This window comes from Neisseria sicca VK64, assembly GCF_000260655.1.
In the GTDB taxonomy this organism is placed as follows: Bacteria; Pseudomonadota; Gammaproteobacteria; order Burkholderiales; family Neisseriaceae; genus Neisseria; species Neisseria sicca_B.
On record NZ_AJMT01000080.1, the window covers coordinates 1 to 2,124 of the forward strand.

Sequence of the window (2,124 nt, forward strand, 5' to 3'; positions counted from 1 at the left end):
CAGGTGATGCTGTGGCAGTTGGCGGCGCGGACGAGGTTACCGTCCAAGTCGTAGCCGTAAACGGTCTCCTGAACTCGGTCGCCGACGTCGCGGGCGAGGGTGTGGATTAGGCGTCCCAATATATCGCGTTTGAACTCGGTAATCCGCAGCGGGGTTTGAGCTTCGAGGTCGTCTGAAAGCGGGGCGGCGTCTTTTTTGGGGACGGGCTGTCCGCCCAGTTGCGCCATCAGTTTGGCGGCGAGGGAGGCGTCGTCGCCGAATTCGCGCTGCTCGACCAGTTCGTTGCCGGCGTTGTAGCGGTAGCCGGTCAGCTTATGGTCGAATAAGATTATTTACAGAATAAAAATTTCAGACGACCTCAAAGAAGGTTTTGAGGTCGTCTGAAAAGCAGATACCGCGTGAGTTACGTACACACTTTCCATCGGAATTGGGAGGCATACGGATTACGGCTTGCTAATTTTGCAAAGGTTTCATATTGTATAAATAAATTACAAACACATAAAAACTAATGAAATATTAGTTGGATTAAGCACATCATTTCCATCGTAATAATCTATATGGAAATGGTCATTCTTTTGGCTTTCATCATTAAAAAAATTATTCAATGAGTCTCCTAATATATTAAATGCTATGCTATTTCCTTCTAATATCAATTTATTACCTTCTATTTTAATAGAGATTCTATTAGTTTTATCATCGTGATATATTAATTGTAAAAACTCAAACTTTTTGGGATAAAACTTATTAGAGCAAGTTTGCAATTTAAATGATGTTACAGTATTGACTTTATTTAAAATATTGCCTAATGCATTGAGTGCTGTAACTTTTCCTAAAATCTCAATTTCAGAGTCTTCTAGATTTCCGTTAATAAAAATACTTTCCATATTTTAATAATCACCTTTTTTGATAGTTGAAGGATCAATAGGTAAATGTGGATCTGCCAATTTACCTTTTTTTATTATCTTACCATTAACTTGAGTTTGTAAATTTAAATGTGGTCCTAATTTTTGTACATGACAGCTCCCAGGGTTTACATCAAAACCTACCCTTTTTGTCATTTTCTTTCCATTTTCTTCGTAGTTTTGAATAACCTGTATTCCTGTAGGACCATCAATTATTTGAGCAGGTACATCTTCTTTTAAGAATTTTAATGCTAAGTCTATTGCAGCATCCATACTGATAGCCGATAGTCCTAAAGGATCAATCCATTCTTGGGAGTTTCTAGCAAACCAGTAAAAATTACTACCACCCCACAACCCAATCGGATCCTGATTCACAAACCGCCCCGCATCAGGTTCGTAATACCTGAAGAAGTTGTAATGCAGCCCCGTTTCACGGTCGGCATACTGGTTTTGCAGGCGGAAGGGTTGGTATGCGCTATCTGTTACTCGGGTTTCCTCTTTCAGACGACCCCAGCCGGTGTAATTGCCGAACCATAAGAGGTTGCCGTCTTTATCGGTCATCTCCCTAGGGATGCCGATTTGGTCGCAGTGGAAGTAGTGGGTTTGTTGTCGGTTTTCTCCGTCTTCGTTGGTCCGGTTATGTACCTGCGCCAGCGGCTCGTAGGAATCCGGGTCGGTGTAGATATAGGTATACCTGCCATCTGGCTGGACTTCCTGCAAGAGGTGGCTGCCGTCCCAGACGAAGCGGGTTTCCTTTTCGAGGCTACCTGAAACTTCTTCGTTTTTCAGACGGCCTTTGTCTATCCTTCTGCCCAGGGCGTCGTAGGTGTAGGACCAAGTTTCTTTCGTGCCGTCTTTTTTGAAGATTTCGGCTTTAACCAGTTGGTCGTGCAGGTCGTAGAAATAGTTTTGCACTTCGCCGTCGACGAGTTCGCGGTGGATCAGGTTGCCGAGCTCGTCGTAGTAATAGATCGTGCAGTTGTAGGTTTTCAGGCGGTTGTCGGTGATGACGGAACGGTTGTCTGAAAGCGGCACAGCCGTTTTGCCCTCTCCCACGAGAGAGGGGGTAGGGTATGGTTTGACCTTTTCCGTCGGCATGTCGAGGATATTGTGCGCAGGGTCGAAGGCGAACAGCTCATTGCCGGCTTGGGTAATCCTGCCCAGTCTGTCGTACTCGAACTGCGTCGTGCCCGTCCGCTGGTCGGTGCTGTGGGTCAGGTTG

General features: G+C 45.1%; 2 protein-coding genes and 1 pseudogene. All 3 read right to left on the minus strand.

Annotated features, from left to right (window positions below):
- Positions 1–227, minus strand: a pseudogene (locus HMPREF1051_RS04860) (RHS repeat protein); the annotation flags it as partial.
- Positions 228–488: 261 nt separating this feature from the next.
- Positions 489–884: a hypothetical protein gene (locus tag HMPREF1051_RS04865; RefSeq protein ID WP_003765186.1), complete on the minus strand. Its 396-nt coding sequence runs from the start codon at positions 882–884 to the stop codon at positions 489–491.
- A 3-nt stretch (positions 885–887) separates the two neighbouring features.
- A partial coding sequence (locus tag HMPREF1051_RS15155; RefSeq protein ID WP_003765192.1) for an RHS repeat domain-containing protein occupies positions 888–2,124 on the minus strand: 1,237 nt, incomplete at its 5' end.

What these genes read in the sequence shown, in the direction of transcription:
- HMPREF1051_RS04865 (WP_003765186.1), bottom strand. Translation starts at nt 884, where the DNA reads ATGGAAAGTATTTTTATTAACGGAAATCTAGAAGACTCTGAAATTGAG.